The sequence below is a fragment of the Acinetobacter sp. CIP 51.11 genome, assembly GCF_000369665.1.
In the GTDB taxonomy this organism is placed as follows: Bacteria; Pseudomonadota; Gammaproteobacteria; order Pseudomonadales; family Moraxellaceae; genus Acinetobacter; species Acinetobacter lwoffii_S.
In genome coordinates, this window is sequence record NZ_KB850128.1 from 401,990 (window position 1) to 427,883 (window position 25,894).

Genomic DNA, 25,894 nt, shown 5'->3' on the forward strand with positions numbered 1-25,894 from the left:
AAAAACCCCGCAAAAGCGGGGTTTTCTTTTTGTCGAAGTATTTAAGAATTAAACACGTTCGATCACTGTTGCAATACCTTGACCAAGACCGATACACATCGTCGCAAGACCGATTTGTGTATCTTGCTGTTCCATCACGTTCAACAATGTTGTTGTGATACGCGCACCAGAACAACCCAATGGGTGACCCAATGCAATCGCGCCACCGTTATGGTTCACGATGTCCTGTTTGTCATAAATGCCTAAGCCTTTAAGAACAGACAGACCTTGGGCAGCAAATGCTTCGTTCAATTCAAAGGTTTGAATATCAGCAATTGACAGGCCAGCACGTTTCAAGGCTTTTTGCGTTGCCGGAACCGGGCCATAACCCATGATCGCCGCATCACAACCTGCAACCGCCATAGAGCGAATTACGGCACGTGGCTTAAGCCCCAAAGCTTGCGCACGTTCAGCAGACATCAACAACATTGCAGAAGCGCCATCAGACAAGGCTGATGAAGTCGCTGCAGTTACTGTACCGCCTTTCGGATCGAAGACTGGACGCAAAGATTTGAACGATTCAAGGTTCGCATCTGGACGGATCACTTCATCGATATCACACAAGATTTTGTAGCCATCTGCATTATGACCTTCAATGCCAACGATCTCATTCTGGAATAGACCATTTTCAGTCGCAGCCCAGGCACGGCGATGTGATTCCACACCAAACGCATCCTGTTCTTCACGGCTAATGCCGTTCATACGACCCAACATTTCAGCAGTTAAGCCCATCATGTTCGACGCCTTGGCATAATGCTTAGATGCTTCAGGGTTCAGGTCGATGCCGTGCATCATGCCGACATGGCCCATGTGCTCAACACCACCAATGATGAAGATATCACCCTGGTTCGTTGCAATTTGCGCAGCCGCAGTGTGAATCGCCTGCATAGACGAACCACAAAGACGGTTCACTGTTTGACCTGCAACAGTCTTCGGCAGGTCTGCCAGTAATGCGATATTACGGGCAATGTTCATACCTTGTTCTAGGGTTTGGTTCACACAGCCCCAGATTACGTCTTCAACTTCATGCGGGTCGAATTCGTTACGTACCAATAGGGCACGGACAAGCTCAGCAGACATCGAGTCGGCACGTACATTGCGGAACATACCGTTTTTGGTTTTACCCATTGCTGAACGTACGCCATCAACGATGACAACGTCACGTGGATTTAAAGTAGCCATTCACGTTGCTCCTTAACCGTAGAATTTTTTGTTGTTAGCAGCCATTTCACGCAACATTTCTGGCGCTTCATAAGCTTTACCAAGGTGCGCATACTTATTGCAAAGCGCAACATACTCAGCTACACCGGTTTGATCGATGTAACGGCATGGACCACCACGGAATGGAGGGAAACCAACACCCATGATCATGGCCATATCTGCTTCAGCAGCAGTGGCTACAATGTTGTCTTCCAAGCAACGAACAGTTTCGTTACAGAAAGCCAGCATCATACGGTCAATGATTTCCTGAGCGTCAAATTCACGTTTTTCCGAAGTTGCAACAGAGGCTACAAGCTCATACGCAGTCGGATCAACCACTTTGGCTTTTTTGCCTTTACGGTCAAGTTCATACTTGTAGAAACCAACGTCATTCTTTTGCCCCAGACGTTTGTTTTCGTACATGACTTGGATCGAGCCTTTGTAGTCAGGCTTCATGCGATCCGGGAAGCCTTCAGCCATCACTTCTGCACCGTGAACGCCAGTGTCGATACCGACCACGTCCATCAGGTAAGCAGGGCCCATAGGCCAGCCGAATTTTTCCATCACTTTATCGATTTGCTGGAAGTCAGCGCCATCTTTAAGCAACAGGTCAAATGCGCCGAAGTAAGGGAACAATACGCGGTTCACCAGGAAGCCCGGGCAGTCATTGACCACGATTGGTGTTTTACCCATCTTCTGAGCCAGAACGACTGTGGTTGCAATCGCTTCGTCAGAAGTCTTCGCACCACGAATCACTTCAACCAGTGGCATCATGTGTACCGGGTTAAAGAAGTGCATGCCCACGAAGTTTTCAGGACGTTCCAGATTTTCAGCCAGACGCGTGATTGAAATCGTAGAAGTGTTAGATGCAATGATCGTGTTTTCACGAACTTTCGCTTCAGTTTCTTTCAGTACGATGCCTTTAACTTTTGGATTTTCAGTCACGGCTTCGATCACGATGTCCACTTCTTTAAACTCGTCATAGCTTAAAGTTGGACGGATGCGCGCAAGAGTTTCACCCATTTGAGCAGGCTTCATCTTCTTACGTTCAACTTGTTTGGTCAGTAAACCATTGGCTTCTTTCATACCCAAAGCAAGTTGCTGGTTACCGATGTCTTTCATGATGATCGGTGTGCCTTTGCTTGCCGCCTGGTAAGCAATACCACCACCCATGATACCCGCGCCTAAAACAGCCGCCTGGTTCACTGGATGCGCACCTTTTTCATAGCGCTTCGAGGTTTTTTTCACGATCTGGTCGTTCAGGAACAAACCGATCAAGGCACCTGCCTGAGGTGTTACCGCAGCTTTGGCAAAGCCTTCAGCTTCAGCTTTCAGCGCGTCATCACGATGCAGGCTCGCACCCGCTTGAAGAGAATCAAGCAGTAATTTTGGTGCAGGGTATTGAGCTGGATTAGCTTTTGCCAGAACCATGCCTTTCGATGAGTTAAACGCCATCATCTGTTCGATCGGGCTGAGTTTAACTGGATCGAGTTTTTCCTGACGCTTGGTTTTCCAGTCTAAACGGCCATGAATCGCCTGTTTTACCAGATCAAGTGCAGCATCTTGTAGCTTGTCAGCAGGAACGACAGCATCGACTGCGCCGTCTTTCAGTGCAGCAGCTGGCTTCTTAGGATTGGCCATTGCCATCCATTCTACCGCGTTGTCGATACCGATTAGACGGCTTAAACGAACTGTACCACCGAAGCCCGGGAAGATCCCCAGCTTGATTTCAGGCAGGCCCACTTGTGCCTGTTCTGACATGACACGGTAGTCACACACCAGGCACATTTCGAAACCGCCACCCAGTGCCATGCCATTAATGGCAGCCACTTTAGGAATGTCGAGGTCTTCGAAGCTGTTAAAAATTTCATGTACTGGCATTGCCCAGTCAACAATCGCTTGTTCACCCTGAGCAAAGTTGTCGCCGAATTCAGTGATATCAGCACCTACAATAAATGTAGATTTGCCTGAAGTCACAATCAGACCTTGAATATCGGCATGGGAGACGGCTTCGATAGCAGCCTTGAAATCTTCAATCGTTGCACGGTTGAATTTGTTAACGGACTCACCTTGTAAGTCAAAGCGGAATTCTGCAATCCCGTCCTCAAGCATTTGGACGGTAATGGCATTGCCAGCGTGGATCATGCCCTGATCTCCTTTATTTTGGAGGACTTCTAAGTTGATGTTGTGAAGCAAGTGCGCATGTCCCGCGCACTTTTTGACTTCGCTAATCTTACGATAACTATATCCAAAAAGAACATAACAAGTTGTATCAAGCCGTGACGCAATGGTCATCAATTTCTGCCGGATTGGTTCGAACCGCTATGACTTTTCCTTTCAGTTTTCTAAAAGCAGATGAACCAAAGATTTTGTTTCAATTCATTATTTTTTATCAATCAGCCTGATAGATATGGAGCAGGGTGACTGATTTTCAAGGTTCATTTCTAGCGGAGTTTTGTCAATTCAGTCAATTTCTGTCCTTGAATGTGCCATTTTTAGCCTTGAAGCATACTGAGTGCAGGGCTTTCAGGTCTTTGCTGATAGTGTTCAAGCAGTACAAATAAAAGCGCAGTAGCTCATTTCGGTTGCTGAACTTTTCTGATGAGATCGAAAATGAGAACGATCCTGTCGATGTGTGATTTGAAATAATTTCTATCCTGCCGGGTTGAATCCCTGTCATCTGCTATGGAATTGTTTATGATGATCATGCACCAAGATATGGGGGATATCGATGCACGTATTTCGTTCTAAAAAAGACTGGTGGCTGCTGGCTTTTGTGATTTGTATGAGTGGCCTGTTGCTGCAACTACTGCTGACCATGCAGGCCAAAGGCACTATGCAGCAATATCCGCTGCACACTGCGGTTTATGTCCTGACTATTATCATTTTATGGTGGCCGCTGTGGAGTACGCGCTATGTGGTAGACAATGGGGTGTTGACCATAAAAAGCCTGTGGTTAAGCTGGAAGATTCCGTTAAGTGAAATCCAATCCATTCAGCCCACAGACCACTCTATCATTGCGCCAGCCTTATCCTTAAAGCGTCTGCGAATTGACTATACAGATGCGGGCATGCAGAAATTTATATTGGTTTCACCCAAAGATCAGACTGCTTTTATACAGGCGCTTCAGCCGAATAAAAACTGATATCGAGTCTGACTTAGTTAAGCTTTTGCCTGCTCAGGCAGAACCACCAGTTGTCCATCGACACAGTCCAGATGCAGGCTCAATTGCTCGGGCTGGTTTAAAAAATACAGCGCCAGAATTGGCTCCAGTTCGGTACGCATCTTGCGGCCCAAATGCCGGGCACCGTAACGGATATCATGACCCTGATAGAAATAGGCTTTGGCTGAAGCGCTTAAATGCACGCTGCGTTGCTGATATTGCAAGCGCTTGTTCAGTTTCGACCAGACGTGGCAGGACATCATGCTGTACCGCCTGATAATGCAGGCTGCGGTCAATCCGGTTGAGAAACTCGGGGTCGAATTTACGCTGCATGACTTTTTCAATGATGTGCTGGACGGGAACGCGCTTCAGACAAAGGGCCTGCATTTTTTCCGGCAGATAGCTGAGTTTATTCAGATATTGCTGCGCCGCCTGTGCCCCGACATTGCTGGTCATAAAGATCATGCAGTTGCGAAAATCGATAGTTTTGGTGCCCGCTGTCAATGTCAGCCGGCCAGTATCCAGCACGTTCATAAAGCCGCGAATCACCTCGTTACTGGCTTTTTCCAGTTCATCAAACAGCATGATGCCGGGCCGGGTATGACTGCCGGCAATCGCAGTTTCATCAAACAGGCTGTGACCTTCCTTTGATCCCACATAACCGGGCGGTGCGCCGGTCAAAGCCGCCGCATAATGTTCCTGTGCCAGAGTATTCATATCAATCCGGCAAAAGGCATCCGGGCGGCCATAGATCGCATCGGCAATCAGACGCACGGTTTCTGTTTTACCGACGCCAGTAGGGCCCAGCATCAAGGTAACCGACAAAGGGCGATCCGGACTGGAAAAATCTGCCTTGACCACATGCAACATTTTTTCAATTTCATTCAGGGCTGCATCCTGCCCAATAATCCGTTCACGTAGCAGTTGCATTACCTTACTCGGCTCGAAATGAAAACGCGGTTTACCAATCAGGCGAGCACGTTCAGACGGGTGATGGGTGGAGGTGGAGGGTTGAACAATATGAATGCCCGATTGCTGCAGGGTCATGCGAATCATCTCAAAACTAGACTTTTTGAGCATAACAAAGTTAAAGGTTGAAACTTATAGCTTTTAACAATCAGTTTATGTCGTGAGGATTATAGATTGGGGGGATAACCCGACAGGAACTTTAAGATTAAGTGGCAGCTTCAGGGGAATTTTGTGTTTTTGCTTGAAAATGACGCAACAATCATCACATATATCTGCAGATTGTAGGTGAAAAATAGGCTTTAGGTGAACGAAAACGCACGCCCCCATATTGAAAAAATCCTGGCGAATATGACCAGCCTGCCCGGGGTCTACCGGATGTATGGCAAAGACGGTGAATTATTGTATGTGGGTAAAGCCAAAAACCTGAAAAACCGGGTCTCCAGCTATTTTGTCAAAACGCTGGATCATCCCAAAACCCAGGCCTTGGTGGCACGGATTTATGATATCCAGACCCTGGTGGTACGTTCTGAAACTGAAGCCTTGTTGCTGGAACAGAACCTGATCAAGCTGCATCATCCGCCCTATAACATCATGCTGCGTGATGACAAATCTTATGTCTATATTTTTGTTTCGGCAGATAAACCCTATCCGCGTTTAGCCAGTGGGCGCGGCAAGGGCAAGCACCAGGTGGGCAAGTTTTTTGGACCTTATCCGAGTGCGTATACCGCCCGGGATACTCTGGTGGTGCTACAAAAACTGTTCAATGTGCGTTCCTGTGAAAACAGTTTTTTTGCCAACCGGACCCGGCCATGTCTGCAATACCAGATCAAACGCTGCTCTGCGCCCTGTGTCGGATTTATTTCTCCGGAAGACTATAAGGCAGATGTCGATAACTCGATCCGATTTTTGCAGGGCGATACCAAGGAGCTGAATCAGGAACTGATCGCAAAAATGGAAGCGGCCGCTGAAGCGCTGGAATTTGAAAAAGCGGTGTTCTATCGGGACCGGATGGCGCTGTTAAGGGATGTGCAGTCGCAGCAGGCGATCTATAAGCTCAAAGGCGAAGCGGATATCCTGTCGATTGCCTATCAGGCCGGTGTGACCTGTGTGCAGATCATGCATGTGCGCAACGGTAAAATGCTGGGTGGAAAAAGTTATTTCCCGGATATGCTTAGTGATGACCTGGGGCAAATGCTGGCCGATTTTATTGCCAATTTTTATTTTCAGGTAGCAGATGAAATCCCGGCTGAACTGATTGTCAATCTGGAAGTGGCTGATCGTAAGGAACTGGAAGCAGCACTGTCGCAGCATTTTGGCAAGAAAATCCAGATCAAGTCCAAAGTCCGCGAAACCCGGGCCGAATGGCTGGAACTGGCGCAGATGAATGTACAGCACGCGATTCAGGGCAAGCTGGCCAATCATATAGAATTAAATGAGCGTTTTCATCAGCTGGAGCAGGTGGTCGGCCATCCTGTAGACCGGATCGAGTGCTTCGATATTTCACATACCATGGGCGAAGATACCGTGGCATCCTGTGTAGTCTTTGATAGTGGTGGTGCGCGCAAGCGCGATTATCGCCAGTTTTCCATTCACGATATTCAGGCGGGCGATGACTATGCCGCCATGCGTCAGGCGCTGACCCGTCGTTATAAGAAAGCCCTGTTGCCGGACTTGCTGCTGATTGATGGTGGCAAGGGGCAATTGCACATGGCGATGGAGGTTATGCAGGAACTGGGTCTGGATGCCTTTATGGTTGGTGTGTCTAAAGGTGAGGGACGTAAGCCCGGTCTGGAAACCCTGCACTTTACCGATGGCAGTAAAATTCAATTACCGGAAGATCATAAGGCGCTACACCTGATTCAGCAGGTACGTGATGAAGCACACCGCTTTGCGATTACCAAGCATCGTGCCAAACGCGACAAGAAACGGGGTTCGTCGGTACTGGAAGTGATTCCGGGGTTGGGACCCAAACGCCGTCGGGATTTGCTGACCCATTTTGGCGGGATTCAGGGCGTACTGAAAGCCTCAGAAAGAGATCTGCAACTGGTGCCGGGACTGGGTTCAGTCATGGCACGGATGATTTATAAAGTGTTGCATGAATAACTTGGGGCTCGAATGCAAGGGCAAAAATGCGTATTGACGCATGGGTCACAGGACATTCACAACCTGATGAATTTTGCCGAATATACTGAGCATCAAGACTTACTGAGGGATCAACATGTCTTTGCATGCACTTTATGCACAAATTACCGAACAGGAATGGGTAGAGTTCCCACAGGGATGGTTACAGGGCCGTACCCTGTATGGCGGTCTGGCTGCCGCGATGATGATGCAGAAAGCCGTCACTCACATCAATGATCCGGCCAAGCATTTACTCAGTTGCAGTGTGACCTTTGTTGGCCCGATTCAGCAAGCCAAAGTACGACTGAGTGCCGAAACCCTGCGGCAGGGCAAGTCGGTGACCACGATTGAAGTGCGCTTATGGCAGGACGACGCGGTGCAAAGTATTCTGATTGCCAGTTTTGGTATTTCCCGTGATTCAGAGATTCAGGTTCAGCAACAAGCTCAGGCACCCGACTATGCTGCGCCAGAGCAGCTGTTTCAGATTCCTGCTGGCTATGGCATGCCAGACTGTTATGACCATTTCGAAGTGGCTTGGGCGGATATCAATCTGCCTTGTAGTGCCAGTCCTCGTCCGGACTTTGGTGGCTGGTGCCGATTTCATCCTGAAAAGCATCACAACCGTGAATTTTTGGTCGCCGACCTGATGGCCATCTTTGATATCTGGCCACCCGGGGTGTTACCGATGTTTAAAAACATGGCACCTGCGAGTAGTCTGACCTGGACAGTGACCTATGTGCATCCGGTTCAACATCAATTGCATGATTGGTTTAAATATAAAGTATTTACCGACTATGCTGCGGATGGTTATGCGACGGAGCATGCCTATCTCTGGGATGCCGAAAATCGCCTGATTGCGATGGCAAGACAAACAGTGACGGTGTTTGCCTAGTGACACTGCAAGTCAATTCGTATAAAGTGAAGCCTATTAATGATGGATCAAACCTCTAAAAAAGTGTGCATTTTCATCGTACATGAGGGGAACAATTGGCGGTGTCTATGACTACAGGTCGTATCCTGAATATTCCAAATATCTTGACCTTGGCGCGTATCGCTCTTATTCCGGTATTTTTATTGGTGGCTTACTGGCCGCCTGCAATGGGCTTTGATGCTCATAACCCCGATATGACGCGGCATATCATTTTAACCACGATCTTTGTGGTGGCTGCGGTAACGGACTGGTTTGATGGCTATCTGGCACGTACATTAAACCAGACTTCCGCTTTTGGGCGGTTTCTCGATCCGGTTGCAGATAAATTGATGGTCGCAGCTGCACTGATTGTATTGGTGCAATGGCAGCCTTCCATGTCGATGGCTTTTGCTGCGATTGTAATTATTTCGCGTGAAATTACCGTTTCAGCCCTGCGTGAATGGATGGCAGAACTCGGTGCGCGGACCAATGTTGCGGTTTCAACAGTGGGTAAATACAAAACCGCTTTTCAGATGATCGCTATCACCGTATTCCTGCTGAACTGGCCACCGCTAGAAATGCTGGCGTATGCCTTGCTATACACCGCAGTGGTACTCACTTTATGGTCGATGTTCATTTATCTGAAAGCGGCTTGGCCATATCTGAAACAGCCTTAATCGAAATGAAAAGAGAAGCTCCTTGAAAGGGGGCTTTTTTTATGCGCTTAAATTATCAAGCCAATCGGCAAATTGCAGGCAAAAAAATACCCAGTCTTTGGGGGAAGAACTGGGATGAAATCGGGGTATTTGTTGCTTATTATTATAGTTATTCAAAGATATCTCATCTTCTTAGGGCTCATTATAGAGAGACAGTTTTTTTTAATCATGTGGCTTCTTGTAGCAGAATGTTGTGTTTTGTGAATACTCTGTATATTGCTTTTACAATCCATTATTTTGATACAAATCTAAATGTTTTTCAGCAGGATAGTGACTGACTCGATAGACGAAATAGGATAAGTGAAAATCTGTTTTTTGTGCCCTAAATATTGGTTAGTAAGATTTGCTAGATTTAGTCAAAAAATCCCCTGAGATAGGGGATAGATTTATGCCTACGCGGACTTCATCTTTGTCTCGTGTAACAAAAGAAAAGCAGGGCTTTAATGTGAAAAGCTTCTGTATGGGGAGCTCTTTACATTCAAAACTACGTGCTTAGCTGGTCTTGAGTAATGTTTAGAACAACACATAAAAAAGAATCTCCAAAGTTGGAGATTCTTTTAGATTAAAGTCTACGCGGACTTCGTCCTTGTCTTACGTAAAAAAGAAAAGCAGTGCTTTCTTTTTTACTCAGGCTTCAGCCCTTCGGCTTTTTCTAGGGATGCATCATTGTTAAAGAACTTTTCACGCTGTTCTTCAAGAAACTTTTTCGCATCTGCTTCAAACACGTTCAAACGCTTTTCATTAATTAGCGTAGTCTGGTGTTTTAGCCATTCTTGCCAAGCCTGTTTAGACACGGTGTCAAACAATTCCTGACCCTTCGGCCCCGGGAATGGAGCAAAGTCTAAACCTTCCATGTCCGCCTGATACTTACGGCAAAAAACTTGTCGAGACATATCCATACTCCAAAATTATGCGTAAAGTTGTTCCAAACGCGCATGTGCACGCTCAATGGCTGCTTTCACTTGAGCAGGCGCGGTGCCACCAATGTGATTACGGGCATTCACCGAAGCTTCAAGAGTTAGGGCTTTTTCAAATACGTCTGCTTGAATCAGGTCAGAGAACTGTTGCAGTTTTTCGAGTGTCAATTCAGACAGGTCTTTAGATTCTTGTACACCGAGTGCAACCGCTTTACCTACAATCTCGTGCGCATCACGGAATGCAACGCCGTTTTTCACCAGGTAATCAGCTAGGTCAGTCGCAGTTGAGAAACCACGCAGCGCTGCTTCGCGCATTTCAGCAATGTTTGGAACCAGTGCAGGAATCATGTCAGCAAATGCCATGAGTGAACCACGAACTGTATCGATCGCATCGAACAATGGCTCTTTATCTTCCTGATTGTCTTTGTTATAGGCTAGAGGCTGGCCTTTCATTAAAGTCAGCAGGCTCATCAAATCGCCATAGACACGGCCGGTTTTACCACGTACCAGTTCAGGCACATCCGGATTTTTCTTCTGCGGCATGATTGAAGAGCCAGTACAGAAGCGATCTGGAATATTCACGAATTTGAACTGTGCAGATGTCCATAGAATCAGTTCTTCAGACATACGTGATAAATGCATCATAATTAAAGATGCAGCGGCATTAAATTCAATCGCAAAGTCACGATCCGATACTGCATCCAGCGAGTTTTCAGCAACAGCTTCAAAACCTAGCAGTTCAGCAGTATAAGCACGGTCGATTGGATAAGTAGTACCTGCAAGTGCAGCAGAACCAAGCGGCATACGGTTGACACGCTTACGGCAATCAATCAGACGTTCTGAATCGCGTACCAGCATTTCAAACCAAGCCATTAGATGATGACCAAAAGTCACTGGCTGAGCGGTTTGCAAGTGGGTGAAGCCTGGCATGATGGTGTCGGTGTTTTTAGCCGCTAAGCTTAAAATACCTTTTTGTAATTTTTTCAGTAATTCCAGGATGCTATCGATTTCATCGCGTACATAAAGACGGATATCTGTCGCCACCTGGTCATTACGGCTACGACCGGTATGCAGTTTCTTGCCAGTAATGCCGATACGTTGAGTCAGGCGTGACTCAATGTTCATGTGGACATCTTCTAAATCAATGCGCCATTCAAAGTTGCCTGCTTCAATATCGGCTTGAATCGCTGTCAGACCTTCAATAATGTCATCGCGTTCTTGCGTGGTCAGTACGCCCACTTTTGCCAGCATGGTTGCATGGGCAATCGAGCCTGCAATATCTTGTTTATAAAAACGTTGGTCAAATTGAACAGATGCTGTAAATTCAGCAACAAAAGCATCAGTCGCTTCAGAGAAACGACCGCCCCACATACCCGAAGTCTGGGCGTGTGATGGATTAGAGGAATTAGAAGATGTGGTCATGTCGGCTCAATCAGATTAAAAGCAGTAGAACGAAAAAGAGTATAACAAATTCAAAGCCCATTGCCGAAGTCACATCTGCTCAATCTTTTACATCGATAAACGAACAGACGCAAAATTCCTATTTTTTTAGCCAGATCGGCAATCTACGCTATTTGCTGGAACTGTTTGCTGGCGGCAATATTCTGGCCATGATTCTGGCGCTTGCAGAAGCGCAATCCTGGCAGGCTTTGAATGGAATGCACCTGCTGCAATATATCCTGTATATCAACTGGGTACTGTTATGTTTTGCAGCACTGGTCGAGCTGTTCCATCAAGCCTTTCAACGTATGGGAATCAAACTGGCTTTGATTTCTGGATTTCTGCTGTTACAGGCAATTGTACTGCTCACTACGGTGAACCTGAATATCTTGATATATTTTGGACAGAATTTTAATTTTCAGGATTTAAACCTGGCGATTGCGCTGGATCGGGTCGGACTCCATTTAAGTCTGGGAATTTTGCTGGGAACTTTCTGTTTTCGCTATCTTTATTTGCGTGAGCAATGGGAGCAGCAGCAGCATAGTGAGTTGAATGCTAGGATTCAGGCCATGCAGGCACGGATTCAGCCGCATTTTTTGTTTAACAGCATGAACAGTGTGATCAGCCTGATCAGTATCAATCCGGATAAAGCCGAGCACATGCTGCTGAATTTGTCACGGTTATTTCGTGCCAGTTTTCAGGAATTAAAACTGGTCAGCCTGCAGGAGGAAATTGATCTGTGCCAGCGCTATCTGGAGATTGAGCAGATCCGTCTAGGTGAGCGTTTGCAGGTCGAATGGAAGTTAGAAAACAAAGACTTATACTCACAAGTTCAAATTCCATTATTAACTTTACAACCCTTGCTAGAAAATAGTATTTTCCATGGAGTTGAAAAAATTCTTACAAAGAGTACCATAAGCATATTGGTTGAAATATTGCAAAATCAAATTAATATCATCATAACGAACCCTTATGCACAGGATAATAAAACTTTAAAAAAGGGACATGGTATTGCAATAGAAAATGTCAGACAGCGTCTGCAAGCTTATTATGGACCCAGTGTGACTTTTCAAACCTTTGCCGGCGAAGGGATGTTTACGACGGTAGTGCGATATCAATATAAATAAAAATAAATCAAAGAAATCGCAGTTAGCTTTATCATTCATCTGATGATGTTAACTGGGTAAGGAGGAGAAATGGACATCCTGATTTGTGATGATGAGCCTTTGGCCGTCGAGCGTTTATCACGTTTGGTCTCTCAACTGGGGCATGATGTGGTGGCGACAGCAAGCCATGGCCGTCAAGCGATTGATCTGGCTCACCAATACGAACCCGATGTCATCCTATTAGATATTCAAATGCCTGAAATGAACGGACTGGCTTGTGCGCAACATTTGCGTCAACTGGATCCAATGCCGGCCATTGTCTTTTGTACGGCCTATGACCAACATGCGCTGGATGCATTTAAATCAAATGCCGAAGGCTACTTACTTAAACCGGTGATGCAACAGGAATTGGCACAGGTTTTAGAGCACTTAACTAAACTTACCCAAGCTCAAATGAGCCAACTAAAACAAAAAGAAAATATGGACGAAATCAATATCAGCCGCCAGCAGATTGCGGCAAAGACCTATCGTGGTGTCGAATTGGTGCCAGTTGAAAATATCTATTATTTTCTGGCGGATCAGAAATATGTCACTGTGCGTCATAAAAACGGCAGTGTATTGATTGATGAAACCTTAAAGGAGTTAGAGCAGGAGTTTGGGAACCAGTTTATCCGGATTCATCGTAATGCCTTGATCTCGGTGCATTATCTGGATAGTCTGGAAGTGGTGAGTTCTGGTCAGTATCAGGTACGTTGTCGTGAGCTGGACGATCGTTTGGCGGTTAGTCGGCGACATTTACCGTTTTTACGAGATCGGATTCAAAAGCTTTAGCAGGGGATGAATGAGAGCATTGAGTTGAAACTTATATAAATTCACTTGCATTTTCAAGTGAGCAGGTTAAGTTTAGACTATTGTTCTCATTTACTGTTATTGAAATTTATGAAGACCCTAAAAATTGCAACTCGACAAAGTCCACTTGCGCTTTGGCAAGCGGAACACATCCGTGCGCGCCTACAAGATTTGCACGCTGGTTTGCAGGTCGAGTTAGTCACTTTTGTTACACAGGGCGATAAAATTCTAGATACACCACTGGCTAAAATTGGTGGAAAAGGACTGTTTGTAAAAGAATTAGAAGCCGCTTTACTGGATGGTCGTGCAGATCTGGCTGTGCATTCCATGAAAGATGTCCCGATGGCCTTGCCCGAAGGTCTGAGTCTGGCAGTGATCTGTGAACGTGAAGATCCCTTAGATGCCTTTGTGTCGAATACCTACACTAGTTTTGAAGAATTGCCACAAGGCGCCAAAGTCGGAACCTCAAGCTTGCGCCGTAAAACCCAGATTTTAAAACAGCGTCCAGATCTGGACATTATCGATTTACGCGGTAATGTCGGCACACGTTTATCTAAACTGGATGCAGGCCAGTATGATGCGATTATTCTGGCCAGTGCCGGTTTAAAACGCTTGGGTCTGGCAGAACGTATTCGTCATACTCTGACGCCTGAAGTCAGTCTGCCGGCCGTGGGTCAAGGGGCATTGGGACTGGAATGCCGTACTCATGATCAGACGGTGCTGGACTTGATTCAGCCACTCCTGCATGCGGATACAGATGCGTGTGTACGTGCCGAACGTGCCTTTAATGCCTATCTAGAAGGCGGATGTCAGGTGCCGATTGCTGGTTATGCCACGCTCAAAGAGGGTGTGATTTCAATCGAAGGTCGTGTGGGCAGTGTCGATGGAACAGTTTTGCTCCGGGCACAGCATACTGGCAAAATGGCAGCTGCGGAGCAATTGGGTGTAGAGCTGGCAAAAGACCTGTTTGATCAAGGTGCTGGCGAGTTGCTGAAAGCACTCTATTCACACTGATGTTATTGATTAATACTCGCCCCAGTGATCGTGCTGCAGGCTTGACTCAACAGTTACAGGCAGCACAGGTGTCTGTTCTGGAATTGCCCTTGCTCGAACTGCATGCCATGCCTTATTCCGATGAGCTGTCGATTTTGTATCAGCAGCTGGAGCAGGCACAGATTATTGTGGTGGTTAGCCCGACGGCTGCCCAGATTGGTATGCAATATTTGCAACAGGCTGGAGTCGCGCTCTCGGCCTTGGCGCAGGTGCATTGGGTGTCAGTGGGAAAAGCCACTGAACAGGCACTGGCGAGCTATGGCATTCATAGTCATGTGCCTGAGGTCGAAACTTCGGAAGGCATGCTGCAATTGCCTGTGTTGAAGCAACTGGCTTCTGGTTCAGGTGTGGCTTTCTGGCGCGGAGAAGGTGGTCGTCAATTTATGATGGATCATTTACGTGCCAGCAATATTAAAGTTTTAAACTTTATTTTGTACCGGCGGCAATGTCCTAAAACGACGGCAACGATTTTGGCAGAGAATTTGGCGCTGCTTAAGACACAGCAGCGTTTTGCAGTACTAATCACCAGTGAGGCAAGTTGGTTAAACTGGCTGATACTCTTGCAGAGGAATGCGGAGTTTATACAGCAAGCCTGTTATTTGGTTTTGGGGCCACGTTTGGCCAATATTCTTGGGGAATATCAACAGCAGCATCAGGCAAGTTTTCAATTCGTAAAAATCGATGATTTAGACGCAAATACGATCTTGCAGAAAATGGGGCTGATATTAGGGAACGCATGAAGAAACTATTCATTGTATTGTTCATCTTAAGTTTGTCATGGCTGGTCAAGCTCAGCTACGACCTTCATGTTCTGAATACAGCACAGACTGAATTTAATCAAAGCATTAATCAGTTACAGCAGCAAAATGCCAATCTCAATGATCAGTTTGTGGCTTTAAAACGCCAGATTTCTGCTCAGCAGGAAAGTGCTGGAGCTACTTCAGCGAAAGCGTCAGTAAATGAAGCGACAACTGATGCAACGCAAAATGATATTGTCTTGGTGCAGCAACATCTGGATCTGATCGAATTTGCACTGCAACAGCAACAATACGCCACTGCGATTGAGAAATTAACTCAGTTATCTAATGAGCTGGATGATTATATTTTAGCGCCTGCCTTGGTCAGCAGTTTGCAGCAAGTGATTGCGAAAGATCAGGACATGCTGAAAAAATTCGTGAATAGTCGATTAGTGCAGCAAAATAAAGTAAAAGAACTCTTGGTGCAGATGGATGCTGAAATTGAAAAAGAAATTCAGACACCACATCGTCAGCGTCCAGAAACTCAACGCTCTTTCTGGCAGCGCTGGGTTCAGATTGAATCCGCAGATCAGCCAAGCACAGTCTTGATGCAACGGCATCTGGTACTGAAAGAGGCCCAGTTGCGCTTGCTCATCGCACAAAATACCTTGCAAAAAGACCAATCCGTCGCTTTTCAGCAAGCACTGAATGCCGTGATTGAAGTCTTGGAGCAATTGCCGGATGCACAGAGCCAAAAATGGATTCAGCAATTGAATCAAATCAAGGCCACCCCGATTACTCCGATTCCATTATTAAACACACGCACCCTAGTGGGCTAATTGCTTATGAAACAGATTCTGCTGGCCTATTTATTTGTCTGCTTACTTGGCATTGCGGTGCTGAGTATCCTGAGTTATGGACATGGGGCTGGCTATGTCTATCTGTATTGGCGCGAGTGGCAGTTACAAACCACCCTCTGGTTTTTGGCCGCATCCTTGGTCAGTGTAAGTTTTTTGATGCATTGCATCTGGTATGCGATCAAGCAGTATCGCAGCCGTGAACAGCGTAAAACTGAAACAGTCTTTAGTTTTTCCCGCTTGCACCCTTATGAACAATTGGCAGTCATCTGGTTATTAAACGCTGCTCAGGATCAGCGGGATTTTATTCAGCAGTCTTTCACCAAGTCGGGTTTACTCAAGCATATTATTGATGCACGTTTATCTTGGGGACAACAGCAATATACCCATGCATTAACTGCTTTAAATCAGTCTAGTCCGATGGCATTTGAATTGGCAGAATTGCAACGGATTGAAATTTATTTATCACAACAGCAAGGTGAACAAGCACTTACCCATTTGGAGTTTTTAAATCAGCATGAATTATCACCTTGGTTAATGCAGGTTAAAACAGCCTATGAGCAGCGCCTTGTTGCATTATGGGGAGTATTTGCCATGCAGTTTCCCTGGTTATATTTACGTTCGACCCAATATGGGCATTTGGACCAAGAAGTAAAAAAAACATGGCTGGAACAATTATTATTGGCCTATGATCAAGCCACACAGGACGATTTATTTTATTTACAGCAACGTTATTTAGATTTAAAACCTCAGATATTTGATCGTGACTATTCAGTCAAGTTATTATGGTTGAAATTGTTATTTAGAATGCCAGAAATGAGTGCCGAGCATGAAGTGCTCGCGATTCATTTAATGGAACAGCAATTTAATCAGGATGTCTTTTATTTGTGGTTCCAGCAACAGTTATTGCGGCAAAATCCAGATTATGAGGCGATTGCACAACAGATTTCGCACTGGGAAGCCAAATATCCAGCATTGCCGATTTTAAGCTTTGCAAAATGGCATGTGTTGCAAGCCACAGGCTATACAGATCAAGCCCAGCAACTACTTGACTTGTATCCGGATGATATTCGTATGAGTTATTTAAGAATTAAAGCTGCCTTACAAGATCGGGAGGACTTGCTACAGCAGTTAAATGCAGTATTTGAATCGAATGTAAACTTTATAGAAATTAAGACTTGAGAATAATAATGTCAGAATTAAAACAATATCCAGTTATTTATGAACAAACAGTCGCATGGGGTGATATGGATGCCTTTGGACATGTCAATAATGCCATGTATTACCGTTATATCGAAAGTGCGCGTCTGGCTTATCTAGGGATATTAGATATACATAATGAACCGGTATTTACGGTAGTGTCTTCAAATCAGTGCCGTTATTTAAAACCTGTGGTTTTTCCTGATCATTTAAAAGTGGCAGCACGTATTGAAGAAATCCGTAATAGTGCAGTCAGAATGCAATATGTATTATGGAGTGAAAAACAACAAAGTATTGTGGCTACTTCAGAAGCAGTGATTGTCTGTGTCGATAAAAAGACCATGCAGAAAACAGAAATTCCGGAGCATATTCGTGAAAAGATTAAAGCGCTTGAATTAAGTGTTCAACATGAAATTTAAAAATGAATGAAGCATTTTATTTTGTAATTTTTTTTAAAATTTATTGTTATTGCTTTAAGGTTTTATATTGAATGTTTTATTTAATATAAATATGATGGGGCTATTATTTAACAAAACGAATAATATTATTTTTCGGAGAGCATTATGCCAGATATTACGCATTTATCAGTAGAAGAGTTAAAACGTTTACAAGCAGAAGCAGAATCACTGATTGCTTCAAAAAAAGATCAAGAGATTGAAGACGCTTATCAGCAAATTCTGGCAATTGCCGAAAAAGTGGGTATGACGGTTGAACAGTTACTTGAATTTGGTGCGTCTAAACGTAAGAAATCATCACGTAAGTCGGTTGAGCCGCGTTACCGTAGCAAAAGCAATCCGGAAGATACCTGGACTGGCCGTGGTAAACAACCGCGCTGGTTAGTGGCAGAATTGGAAAAAGGCGCAAAGCTGGACGATTTCCTGATCTAAGCCTCAATTTGATCTGGTCATTAGGCTGTCATACAGGCAGTCTAAGATGATTAAACCAAGCATACCTGCTTGGTTTTTTTATATCTATGAATTGGCGTTGGCAGAAAAGTGTGCATAATGTGTGGGTATAAGGGAAAATTATAAATGGGGATTTGGACTTGAGCGATTGGTCGTGGTGGGGATGAGCAGTAAACCGAAAACTTTAAGATGGTTGATCCTTGCTCTTGTTGCATTTTTTATTTTTGTCGTATTACAAGTGCCAGCGGCCTGGTTAATTTCAAAATTTTATAAAAATAACCAGACTTTGCATAATGTAAACGGAAATATCTGGCAGGGAAGTGCGGACTGGAAAAAAGGCAATCTTCGGGGCAGTCTGAATTGGAAAGTACGGCCGCTGGATTTGCTGTTGCTGCGGGTTGGGGCAAATGTTGATTTGCATAGCGGCAATACCCAGCTTTCCGGGATCATGGCTTATGGTTTGAATAAATCTTTGATGGTCAAAAATCTTGAAGGGCAGGTCGCGCCTGAAACCTTAAAAAAAGTTGCAGACTGGCAATGGCCGAGTACTGCGATTCAGTTTAAAGATCTGGATTTTAAATATAAAAAAGATCAGGGTTTCAGTCAGGTGGCTGGGCAAATGCAATGGGCGGGTGGTGAGCTGATTTATACCTTTGCTCAGCGTCAGGAACGCATGAATGTACCTGCCATGACTGGAAAACTCGCAGATGAAAGCGGACAGCTGTTAGTTGATGTTCGGGATAGTCGCGATCAACGCATGCTGAATATCAAGCTTGATCCGAGTCTGATGCTGGATATCCAGCTCACCCAGCGCTTTTTAATGAATGCACCTTCTTATGAAGGTAAAGCCGGATTAGATACCTATGTGATCAGTACCCGCCAACCCTTAATGGGAGGCTTGAACTGATGGCAGTTTCTCTGAATGATTTAAAAAATATTGAACTGAAACAGATCAATCGTGCTGCACCTGTGGTTTTGTTACTGCTCATCCTGTATCTATGCTGGAAGCTGGCGGCTTTGTTCTGGTTGCTGATAGCTCCACCACAAGCCATGCAGCTGGATCGGGTTGAACTGGGCTCGCAACAGGCACAAATTCCGAATATCAGTGCATTTTCACTGTTTCAGGAAGTTGGGCAGTCTGCGGGTGTGGTTGAAACGGCCAATATCATTTTACAAGGGGTGGTGGTTGCCAGTCCAAGTTATAACTCTTCTGCGGTACTGAAAATTAATGATCAGGTCGATCGTTACCGTGTCGGGGAAATGCTGGCCAATAGCGGTTTTGAGTTGGCTGAAGTGTATTGGGATCGGGTTATTTTACGTCGATCCACAGGTGCTACTCAGGAAGTCTTATTCAAAGGTCTGGAAAATGGCTTGAATCAGCCGATTGTGCCGAAAACATCCGTATCTTCAAGTTCAATGCCTGCTATGCCTTCTAACAGTGGTATGCCTGAGCAGCCTTCGCCACAGAATGAAATTGGTCGGGCCATCCAGCAGATGCAGGAAAACAAGGACCAGTATTTACAGAATATGGGGGTGAGTGCAGCAGATGGAAGTTATGAAGTGACTTCACGGACTCCGGCTGCACTGCGTAATCGTCTAGGTTTAAGACCAGGCGACCGGATTTTGTCTTTAAATGGCCAGACGCTGAGCCAGGGACAGACCGAAGCACAATTACTGGAACAGGCCCGACGTGAAGGTCAGGTCAAACTCGAAATAAAACGTGGTGATCAGGTGATGACCATACAACAAGATTTGAAGTGATGTGTCATCACGCATAGGGTTAGGAAACACGAAAGTTTATGGCTTTATTTAATAATAATCGATCAGCATGGGCATTTTGTGTGGCCGCACCGTTAATGGCTATGGTCAGTACGGCAAGTTATGCACAAACCTGGAAAATCAACCTTCGAGATGCTGACTTAACTGCATTTATTAATGAAGTGGCCGATATTACCGGCAAAAACTTTGCAGTCGATCCGCGGGTACGTGGCAACGTGACGGTCATCTCCAATAAAGCCCTGAATAAAAATGAAGTCTATGACCTGTTTTTAGGCGTGTTGAATGTGAATGGCGTGGTGGCGATTCCATCAGGTAATACCATCAAGCTGGTTCCAGACAGCAATGTCAAAAGCTCAGGCATTCCCTATGATGCCAGAAGTCGTGCCAGTGGTGACCAGATTGTGACCCGGGTGTTATGGCTGGAAAATACCAATCCCAATGACCTGATTCCTGCATTGCGCCCCTTGATGCCGCAGTTTGCACATCTGGCGGCAGTACCGGGGACGAATGCCTTAATTGTGTCGGATCGTGCCAGCAATATTTACCAGCTGGAAACCATCATTCGTAATTTGGACGGCACCGGTCAGAATGACATTGAAGCGGTCAGCTTACAATCCAGTCAGGCAGAGGAAATGATTGGACTGATCGAGTCTATGACTGCAACAGGTGGAGCCAAAGATGTCCGCGGTTCACGGGTGCGGGTGATTGCTGATACCCGTACCAACCGGATTATCATCAAAGGGGATCCCACGACGCGCAAACGGGTGCGTCAAGTGATCGAAACCTTGGATGTACCGGCTGCGGATCGTCTGGGTGGATTAAAAGTTTTTCGTCTGAAATATGCCAGCGCTAAAAATCTTGCGGAAATCTTGCAGGGGCTGGTGAGCGGGCAGGCGGTGAACAGTAATTCAAATTCAGGCAGCACATCCTCAAACTCGTCTTCGCTCAGTTCTGGCAGTAATTTAAATAACAACAATACGACTACCGGTTCGAGTAGTAACACCTCTTCAGGCATTCAGCTGAATACCGGCATGAATAATGAGCAGGGCGGAATTACCAGCTTTAATGGCAATGGCGTCAGTATTATTGCCGATACCACACAAAATTCTCTGGTGGTGAAAGCGGATCCGCAACTGATGCGGGAAATTGAATCAGCGATTGACCAGCTGGATATCCGCCGTCAACAGGTGCTGATCGAAGCCGCGATTATTGAAGTGGAAGGAACCGATGCGGATCAACTCGGTGTGCAATGGGCCTTGGGTGATATCAGCAGTGGGATTGGGCTGGTGAACTTCGATAATTTTGGGACTAGTCTGAAAAATATTGCGGCTGGTTATCTCACCGGTGGTGGTGCAGGTGCTGCAAGTGCCGTAGGCGCGGGCAGTTCACTGGTACTCGGTGATTATCGTGAAGGCAGTGATGGTTCCCGACGTCTGTATGGCGCGATGATTCAGGCACTTAAAGAAACCACTAAATCCAACCTGTTGTCTACGCCGTCGATCGTGACCATGGATAACGAAGAAGCCTATATTGTAGTGGGTGAAAACGTACCCTTTGTGACAGGCTCAGTATCTACAGGCGCTGCTGGAGTTGCTAATCCCTATACCACCATTGAACGTAAGGATGTCGGGGTCACTTTAAAGGTGGTTCCACATATTGGCGAAGATGGTACGGTACGCCTGGAAGTGGAACAGGAAGTTTCTGATGTCAAAGCCAGTAAAGGGCAGGCGCAGGATCTGGTTACCAGCAAGCGAGCGATCAAAACCTCAATTCTGGCCGAACATGGACAAACTATTGTGCTTGGCGGTCTGATTTCGGATAACACCAGTTATGGACGCCAAGCGGTGCCAGGTTTGGGTGCGATTCCAGGCTTGGGACGTTTATTCCGTTCAGAAGGTAAGTCCAATCAAAAACGTAACTTATTGATCTTTATCCATCCAACCATTGTGGGGGATAAAAATGCAGTGCGTAAACTGACCCAGCAACGTTATAGTCAGTTATATAGTCTGCAACTCGCACTCGATTCAGATGGGAACTTTGCCAAGCTGCCAGAAAGTGTTGAAGATGTATATCAGCAGCGAATTCCAGTATCCAGAACGCCATTACAAAACTCGACTTATCAAACTGTGCCGACCGCACCCGTTCAGGCGCAACCAGCCAATGTAGTCGTTACGCCGGTAGCGATAGAACCAGTGATTCAGCGACAAGTGGCACAACCTGTTCAGCAGGTGGAAAAAAGTAAAAATACCGTTACAACAACCACACTTAGACCCAAAAGCTAAGCCATTCGCATTTGCAGACAGCATGTTATGATAATGTCAAAGAGAACAGAGAAGTAACTTTCATGACTTGGAAAATACACGCGATTACAGGCGACTTAACAGGACAGGAAATTAGCATTGACCGTGACATGCTGGTGGGGCGTCATCAGGCGGCAGATATTGTTTTGCAGGCTGCGGAAATCTCCCGTAAGCATGCGGCATTTTTACTGAAGGATGATGCGCTCTGGGTGCAGGATTTGGGTTCATCGAATGGCACTTTCGTCAATGATGTGCAAATTGCGCAGGAAACCTTATTAAAGCAGAATGACATTGTTCAGTTTGCCAGTTTGAAATTTTCAGTACTGGCGCCTGCGGCTGCAGTAGAGGTTCCAGCAGAAATTGAAGCAACCGCAGAAAAAGTCGTGGAACAGGTCGAAGTCGCTGAGCCTACACCTGCACAGCAAATGAATGATCAGGGGATGCCGGAACTGAAACATCGTGATGCTTCGGTGCAATTAACCCGTGATGGCATGCCAACCAATGTTGGTATTCCAAAACCGGCGCCTATTCCGGAAGGCGTAGACATTAGTGCGGTGAAACCAGAGCCTACCGCAATTCCGGTTGAGCAGCCTGTATCACGTGTAGAACAGAAAAAAGAAACCCAGAAAAATGTATCTGTTGGTTTGATTTCAGTGATTGTGCTGATTATTTTAGCAATTATGGCTTGGTTATTGTTCAAATAAGCCGATGATTGGTTACAATCAAGGCATGCACCGCGCATGCCTTTTTTGTGGCTGCGAATATTATAAAAGAGGGTCGGGATGTCTATTGCACAATTAGAAAAGCGCGAACTGATCTTATTCGATCTGGATGGTACCTTGGTGGATTCAGCACATGATCTGTATCGCGCCATGAATATGAGCCTGAATGTGCTGCAATTGCCTCTGGTGACCGAAGAACAGGTACGGACCTGGGTAGGCAAGGGTACGTCGATATTCTGTGAAAGTGTACTCCAGCATCTGGTCGGTGAAGTCACACCGGTACAGCATCAAGAGCTCTTAAACACTTTTCTGGATATTTATAATGTCGATCCCTGTGTTGATACCGTTCCTTTTCCGGGAATCCTGAAATTTCTGGACTGGGCCAAAGCTCAAGGTAAAACCCTGATTTGTGTGACCAATAAACCTGAACTTCCTGCCCGCAGTATCTTAGATACCTTGGATATGGCTCATTATTTTGCCGATACCATTGGTGGTGACCGTTTTACTGAACGTAAACCGCACCCACGCCAGTTGCTGCACTGTGTTGAACATTATGGCGTAAGTAAAGAACAGGTTTTGCTTATTGGAGATTCTTCCAATGATGTCGAAGCTGCGCGCCGCGCCGGGATTGATTGTGTTGTAGTCAGCTATGGCTATAATCATGGTGAAAATATTGCAGATTGTCAGCCACAGCAGATTGTGGATGATCTTAGAGAATTACTTGCCTAATACGCGTACTAAGGAAAGAAAATGAATAGTTGTAAGGTTTTTCGATGGCGTCGCTCAGTTCAATTCTATTTACATACTGAGTAACCCTAATTTAAAGAGAAAAACCGCATGACCACTCAAGCACAATTCCAGCAACTTGCTGCGCAAGGCTATAACCTCATTCCTGTTTATCGTCAGCGTCTGGCAGATACCGATACACCACTTTCTATTTTTGCTCGGCTTAAACAGCATCAGCAGGCTTATTTATTCGAGTCTGTAGAAGGTGGTGAGAACTGGGCACGCTATTCGATTATTGGACTAGGTGAATCCACGGTATTTTCCTGCAATGCAGGCGAGTTGACGGTACAGCACGCAGATGATTCGATTGAAAAGCAGCACTGTGCGGACCCATTTCAATATATTCGCGACTTTCAGGCGCAATTTAAGGTGCCAACCCAGGCAGAATTACCGGACCTACCGAGTTTTACTGGTGGATTAGTCGGTTACTTTGGTTATGACGCGGTGCGTTATATCGAACCGAAATTAAAAAATGTGCCGGAAGCGGATCCGGTCGGCTTGCCAGATATCTGGATGATGCTCTCTAAAACAGTGATTGTCTTTGATAACCTGAAAGATACCTTGTTCTTAATTGTACATGCGGATGCCACTGCCCCGGGTTCTTATGAAAAAGCACATGAACAATTAAATGAATTGGAAAATATTCTGGCCACGCCCATCAGCCTTAAAGCTGAAAAACATACGCCGCCACATTTTGAGTCCCTCACCGGACATGACAACTTCATTGCTTCGGTCGAAAAGGTCAAAGAGTATATTCGTGCCGGTGATGTAATGCAGGTGGTGCCGGGGCACCGGATGGTCTCTGATTTCGATGGTGATCCGCTACAAGTGTATCGTGCGCTGCGTCATCTCAATCCATCACCGTATTTGTTCCTGGTGCAAGGGCAGACCTTGGAAAACAACACGCCATTCCATATTGTCGGTTCTTCACCGGAAATTCTGTCCCGTCTGGAAAATGGAATTGCCACAGTTCGTCCATTAGCGGGGACCCGTCCACGTGGTAAAACCAAAGAAGAAGATCTGGCGCTTGAGCAAGACCTATTATCCGATGAAAAAGAAATTGCCGAACATGTCATGCTGATTGACTTGGGACGTAATGATGTAGGGCGTATCGCAAAAATTGGCAAAGTGCAGGTGACTGATCAAATGGTGATCGAACGTTATTCGCATGTGATGCATATTGTCTCCAATGTGCAGGGTGAAGTGCGTGATGATGTCGATGCTCTGGATGTTTTTAAAGCAACTTTCCCTGCTGGTACACTTTCAGGTGCGCCAAAAATCCGTGCCATGGAAATTATTGACGAAGTTGAGCCGGTAAAACGTGGAATTTTTGGTGGTGCTGTTGGTTATTTAGGCTGGCATGGCGAAATGGACATGTCGATTGCGATTCGTACCTGTGTCATTCGCGAAAATAAGGTCTATGTGCAGGCCGGAGCAGGGCTAGTTGCCGACTCAAATCCTGAATCTGAGTGGAATGAAACCCAAATAAAAGCTCGCGCAGTGATCAAAGCGGTTGAATTATCATCAAATGGTTTGATTTTATGAGTTTTTGAGGTTTTTTTTGAAAAAAACACTTGCAAGGATTCTGAGTTTTGCTAAACTGCACACCGTTCCGATACGAAACATACGAAACACTAAGAAACGCCGGCATAGCTCAGTTGGTAGAGCAACTGACTTGTAATCAGTAGGTCCACAGTTCGAATCCGTGTGCCGGCACCATCTTAGAAGTTTGGTAGTGTGAAGTAAAGAACAGCACTGATGTAAGTGTAAAAAATGGTGAGGTTCCCGAGCGGTCAAAGGGGGCGGACTGTAACTCCGCTACGAAAGTTTCGAAGGTTCGAATCCTTCCCTCACCACCAATTTTAAGACTTCAATAAGTGGTTTGTACCAACATCGTGCGGGAGTAGCTCAGTTGGTAGAGCGGTAGCCTTCCAAGCTACATGTCGCGAGTTCGACCCTCGTCTCCCGCTCCATTGAAGTACTAATATTTGCTCTTATAGCTCAGTGGTAGAGCACTCCCTTGGTAAGGGAGAGGTCTCGAGTTCAAATCTCGATAAGAGCTCCAGATTACAGTTTAGCAACTCTGTTGCAAAGAAATTCCAAAAGCAGGCTATTTAGTCTGCTT

Annotated in this window: 22 protein-coding genes, 4 tRNA genes and 1 pseudogene; 22 read left to right on the plus strand and 5 right to left on the minus strand. The window is 45.7% G+C overall.

The genetic code is table 11. The features are described 5' to 3' along the window. Positions 1-48: 48 nt before the first annotated feature. The gene (gene fadA, locus F894_RS02190; protein WP_004729264.1) at positions 49-1,221 is read right to left on the minus strand and encodes an acetyl-CoA C-acyltransferase FadA; all 1,173 of its coding nucleotides are present in this window, start codon (positions 1,219-1,221) and stop codon (positions 49-51) included. Positions 1,222-1,233: 12 nt separating this feature from the next. Further along, entirely contained in the window at positions 1,234-3,384 is a 2,151-nt protein-coding gene (gene fadB, locus F894_RS02195; RefSeq protein WP_005245805.1) for a fatty acid oxidation complex subunit alpha FadB, read from the minus strand. A 586-nt stretch (positions 3,385-3,970) separates the two neighbouring features. Here fadB and F894_RS02200 point away from each other — a divergent pair. Continuing rightward, positions 3,971-4,384: a PH domain-containing protein gene (locus F894_RS02200; RefSeq protein ID WP_004278641.1), complete on the plus strand. Its 414-nt coding sequence runs from the start codon at positions 3,971-3,973 to the stop codon at positions 4,382-4,384. Between the two features lie 17 nt (positions 4,385-4,401). On the opposite strand, the pseudogene F894_RS02205 reads toward F894_RS02200, so the two are convergent. Then, positions 4,402-5,449: pseudogene (locus tag F894_RS02205) on the minus strand (AAA family ATPase). A gap of 225 nt (positions 5,450-5,674) precedes the next feature. Here F894_RS02205 and uvrC point away from each other — a divergent pair. The 3 genes from uvrC to pgsA all read left to right on the plus strand — a co-directional run bounded on the left by uvrC (position 5,675) and on the right by pgsA (position 9,079). Next, positions 5,675-7,474, plus strand: coding sequence for an excinuclease ABC subunit UvrC (gene uvrC / locus F894_RS02210; RefSeq protein WP_005108089.1), 1,800 nt, complete (start codon positions 5,675-5,677; stop codon positions 7,472-7,474). A 115-nt stretch (positions 7,475-7,589) separates the two neighbouring features. Beyond that, positions 7,590-8,384 (plus strand): thioesterase family protein, encoded by a 795-nt coding sequence (locus F894_RS02215; RefSeq protein WP_005245808.1) that lies wholly within the window; start codon positions 7,590-7,592, stop codon positions 8,382-8,384. 107 nt (positions 8,385-8,491) lie between these two features. Next, entirely contained in the window at positions 8,492-9,079 is a 588-nt protein-coding gene (gene pgsA, locus F894_RS02220) for a CDP-diacylglycerol--glycerol-3-phosphate 3-phosphatidyltransferase (RefSeq protein ID WP_016806864.1), read from the plus strand. A 662-nt stretch (positions 9,080-9,741) separates the two neighbouring features. Here pgsA and F894_RS02230 read toward each other — a convergent pair. Then, a complete protein-coding gene (locus F894_RS02230; protein ID WP_004278636.1) occupies positions 9,742-10,011 on the minus strand; it encodes an oxidative damage protection protein in 270 nt (89 codons plus the stop codon). A 15-nt stretch (positions 10,012-10,026) separates the two neighbouring features. After that, positions 10,027-11,457: an argininosuccinate lyase gene (gene argH / locus F894_RS02235; RefSeq protein ID WP_171065011.1), complete on the minus strand. Its 1,431-nt coding sequence runs from the start codon at positions 11,455-11,457 to the stop codon at positions 10,027-10,029. On the opposite strand from argH, the gene F894_RS02240 reads away from it, so the two are divergent. The 18 genes from F894_RS02240 to F894_RS02325 all read left to right on the plus strand — a co-directional run bounded on the left by F894_RS02240 (position 11,448) and on the right by F894_RS02325 (position 25,834). Further along, entirely contained in the window at positions 11,448-12,602 is a 1,155-nt protein-coding gene (locus F894_RS02240; protein WP_005245810.1) for a sensor histidine kinase, read from the plus strand. The genes argH and F894_RS02240 overlap by 10 nt on opposite strands. Positions 12,603-12,671: 69 nt before the next feature. After that, positions 12,672-13,412, plus strand: a complete 741-nt coding sequence (locus F894_RS02245) for a LytR/AlgR family response regulator transcription factor (protein ID WP_005245811.1) — start codon at positions 12,672-12,674, stop codon at positions 13,410-13,412. A gap of 108 nt (positions 13,413-13,520) precedes the next feature. Then, positions 13,521-14,444, plus strand: a complete 924-nt coding sequence (gene hemC, locus F894_RS02250) for a hydroxymethylbilane synthase (protein WP_005245812.1) — start codon at positions 13,521-13,523, stop codon at positions 14,442-14,444. Continuing rightward, positions 14,444-15,223, plus strand: coding sequence for a uroporphyrinogen-III synthase (locus tag F894_RS02255; RefSeq protein ID WP_005245814.1), 780 nt, complete (start codon positions 14,444-14,446; stop codon positions 15,221-15,223). The genes hemC and F894_RS02255 overlap by 1 nt, the downstream gene beginning before the upstream one ends. Further along, the gene (locus F894_RS02260; protein WP_005245815.1) at positions 15,220-16,059 is read left to right on the plus strand and encodes a hypothetical protein; all 840 of its coding nucleotides are present in this window, start codon (positions 15,220-15,222) and stop codon (positions 16,057-16,059) included. Before F894_RS02255 ends, F894_RS02260 begins: the two co-directional genes overlap by 4 nt. A gap of 6 nt (positions 16,060-16,065) precedes the next feature. Further along, the gene (locus F894_RS02265) at positions 16,066-17,259 is read left to right on the plus strand and encodes a hypothetical protein (protein WP_005245816.1); all 1,194 of its coding nucleotides are present in this window, start codon (positions 16,066-16,068) and stop codon (positions 17,257-17,259) included. 8 nt (positions 17,260-17,267) lie between these two features. After that, positions 17,268-17,696 (plus strand): acyl-CoA thioesterase, encoded by a 429-nt coding sequence (locus F894_RS02270; protein WP_005245817.1) that lies wholly within the window; start codon positions 17,268-17,270, stop codon positions 17,694-17,696. A gap of 141 nt (positions 17,697-17,837) precedes the next feature. Next, entirely contained in the window at positions 17,838-18,164 is a 327-nt protein-coding gene (locus tag F894_RS02275; RefSeq protein WP_034437983.1) for an H-NS histone family protein, read from the plus strand. A 181-nt stretch (positions 18,165-18,345) separates the two neighbouring features. Further along, on the plus strand, positions 18,346-19,089 hold the full coding sequence (gene gspN / locus F894_RS02280) for a type II secretion system protein N (protein WP_005245819.1): 744 nt from the start codon (positions 18,346-18,348) through the stop codon (positions 19,087-19,089). Then, positions 19,089-19,943: a type II secretion system protein N gene (locus tag F894_RS02285; protein WP_005245820.1), complete on the plus strand. Its 855-nt coding sequence runs from the start codon at positions 19,089-19,091 to the stop codon at positions 19,941-19,943. Before gspN ends, F894_RS02285 begins: the two co-directional genes overlap by 1 nt. A 38-nt stretch (positions 19,944-19,981) precedes the next feature. Continuing rightward, entirely contained in the window at positions 19,982-22,243 is a 2,262-nt protein-coding gene (gene gspD, locus F894_RS02290) for a type II secretion system secretin GspD (RefSeq protein ID WP_005245821.1), read from the plus strand. 62 nt (positions 22,244-22,305) lie between these two features. Next, positions 22,306-22,965 carry an FHA domain-containing protein gene (locus tag F894_RS02295; protein ID WP_005245823.1) on the plus strand — a complete coding sequence of 220 codons (660 nt, stop codon included), beginning with the start codon at positions 22,306-22,308 and terminating at the stop codon, positions 22,963-22,965. Positions 22,966-23,043: 78 nt separating this feature from the next. Continuing rightward, positions 23,044-23,712 (plus strand): phosphoglycolate phosphatase, encoded by a 669-nt coding sequence (gene gph, locus F894_RS02300; protein WP_004278622.1) that lies wholly within the window; start codon positions 23,044-23,046, stop codon positions 23,710-23,712. A 108-nt stretch (positions 23,713-23,820) separates the two neighbouring features. Beyond that, positions 23,821-25,314 (plus strand): anthranilate synthase component I, encoded by a 1,494-nt coding sequence (trpE, locus tag F894_RS02305; RefSeq protein WP_005102822.1) that lies wholly within the window; start codon positions 23,821-23,823, stop codon positions 25,312-25,314. A gap of 98 nt (positions 25,315-25,412) precedes the next feature. Further along, positions 25,413-25,488: transfer RNA gene (locus F894_RS02310), tRNA-Thr, on the plus strand. 56 nt (positions 25,489-25,544) lie between these two features. Then, a tRNA-Tyr gene (locus tag F894_RS02315) sits at positions 25,545-25,628 on the plus strand. Positions 25,629-25,666: 38 nt separating this feature from the next. Further along, positions 25,667-25,742 (plus strand) — tRNA-Gly (locus F894_RS02320). 17 nt (positions 25,743-25,759) lie between these two features. After that, positions 25,760-25,834: transfer RNA gene (locus F894_RS02325), tRNA-Thr, on the plus strand. The last annotated feature ends 60 nt before the right edge of the window (positions 25,835-25,894 follow it).

What these genes read in the sequence shown, in the direction of transcription:
- F894_RS02245 (WP_005245811.1), top strand. Translation starts at nt 12,672, where the DNA reads ATGGACATCCTGATTTGTGATGATGAGCCTTTGGCCGTCGAGCGTTTA.
- gph (WP_004278622.1), top strand. Translation starts at nt 23,044, where the DNA reads ATGTCTATTGCACAATTAGAAAAGCGCGAACTGATCTTATTCGATCTG.
- pgsA (WP_016806864.1), top strand. Translation starts at nt 8,492, where the DNA reads ATGACTACAGGTCGTATCCTGAATATTCCAAATATCTTGACCTTGGCG.
- F894_RS02270 (WP_005245817.1), top strand. Translation starts at nt 17,268, where the DNA reads ATGTCAGAATTAAAACAATATCCAGTTATTTATGAACAAACAGTCGCA.
- trpE (WP_005102822.1), top strand. Translation starts at nt 23,821, where the DNA reads ATGACCACTCAAGCACAATTCCAGCAACTTGCTGCGCAAGGCTATAAC.
- F894_RS02260 (WP_005245815.1), top strand. Translation starts at nt 15,220, where the DNA reads ATGAAGAAACTATTCATTGTATTGTTCATCTTAAGTTTGTCATGGCTG.
- F894_RS02215 (WP_005245808.1), top strand. Translation starts at nt 7,590, where the DNA reads ATGTCTTTGCATGCACTTTATGCACAAATTACCGAACAGGAATGGGTA.
- F894_RS02240 (WP_005245810.1), top strand. Translation starts at nt 11,448, where the DNA reads ATGTGGTCATGTCGGCTCAATCAGATTAAAAGCAGTAGAACGAAAAAG.
- F894_RS02230 (WP_004278636.1), bottom strand. Translation starts at nt 10,011, where the DNA reads ATGTCTCGACAAGTTTTTTGCCGTAAGTATCAGGCGGACATGGAAGGT.
- hemC (WP_005245812.1), top strand. Translation starts at nt 13,521, where the DNA reads ATGAAGACCCTAAAAATTGCAACTCGACAAAGTCCACTTGCGCTTTGG.
- F894_RS02255 (WP_005245814.1), top strand. Translation starts at nt 14,444, where the DNA reads ATGTTATTGATTAATACTCGCCCCAGTGATCGTGCTGCAGGCTTGACT.
- gspD (WP_005245821.1), top strand. Translation starts at nt 19,982, where the DNA reads ATGGCTTTATTTAATAATAATCGATCAGCATGGGCATTTTGTGTGGCC.
- F894_RS02200 (WP_004278641.1), top strand. Translation starts at nt 3,971, where the DNA reads ATGCACGTATTTCGTTCTAAAAAAGACTGGTGGCTGCTGGCTTTTGTG.
- fadA (WP_004729264.1), bottom strand. Translation starts at nt 1,221, where the DNA reads ATGGCTACTTTAAATCCACGTGACGTTGTCATCGTTGATGGCGTACGT.
- fadB (WP_005245805.1), bottom strand. Translation starts at nt 3,384, where the DNA reads ATGATCCACGCTGGCAATGCCATTACCGTCCAAATGCTTGAGGACGGG.
- gspN (WP_005245819.1), top strand. Translation starts at nt 18,346, where the DNA reads ATGAGCAGTAAACCGAAAACTTTAAGATGGTTGATCCTTGCTCTTGTT.
- F894_RS02285 (WP_005245820.1), top strand. Translation starts at nt 19,089, where the DNA reads ATGGCAGTTTCTCTGAATGATTTAAAAAATATTGAACTGAAACAGATC.
- F894_RS02295 (WP_005245823.1), top strand. Translation starts at nt 22,306, where the DNA reads ATGACTTGGAAAATACACGCGATTACAGGCGACTTAACAGGACAGGAA.
- F894_RS02265 (WP_005245816.1), top strand. Translation starts at nt 16,066, where the DNA reads ATGAAACAGATTCTGCTGGCCTATTTATTTGTCTGCTTACTTGGCATT.
- argH (WP_171065011.1), bottom strand. Translation starts at nt 11,457, where the DNA reads ATGACCACATCTTCTAATTCCTCTAATCCATCACACGCCCAGACTTCG.